Genomic DNA, 242 nt, shown 5'->3' with positions numbered 1-242 from the left:
CCATTTAATATGACTATATATGATAATTTTAGCAAAGATTTATCCCTGGATAATAATGTTTCTCTTTTTACGTTATCAAATTATGACTATTGGAATTCCCTTAATTATAATGATTATTTATTTCAAAAAAAGTTTTGGGCAAAAACACTTATTTCGAGAGTAAATAAAAACTTCCCTGATTTTTCAAAATTTATAGACGAAATTATTATTGCTACCCCAACAACAAATGAAAGATATACTTC

At 24.8% G+C, this 242-nt stretch carries 1 pseudogene; it reads left to right on the top strand.

The window, feature by feature from the left end:
* Window positions 1-242, top strand: a pseudogene (locus AC6UDG_RS07810) (hypothetical protein); the annotation flags it as partial.

This window comes from Fructilactobacillus sp. X2R1C1 (genome assembly GCF_059901435.1).
Note: the sequence above shows the minus strand (reverse complement) of the source record. Positions and strands in the feature narration are given on the sequence as shown.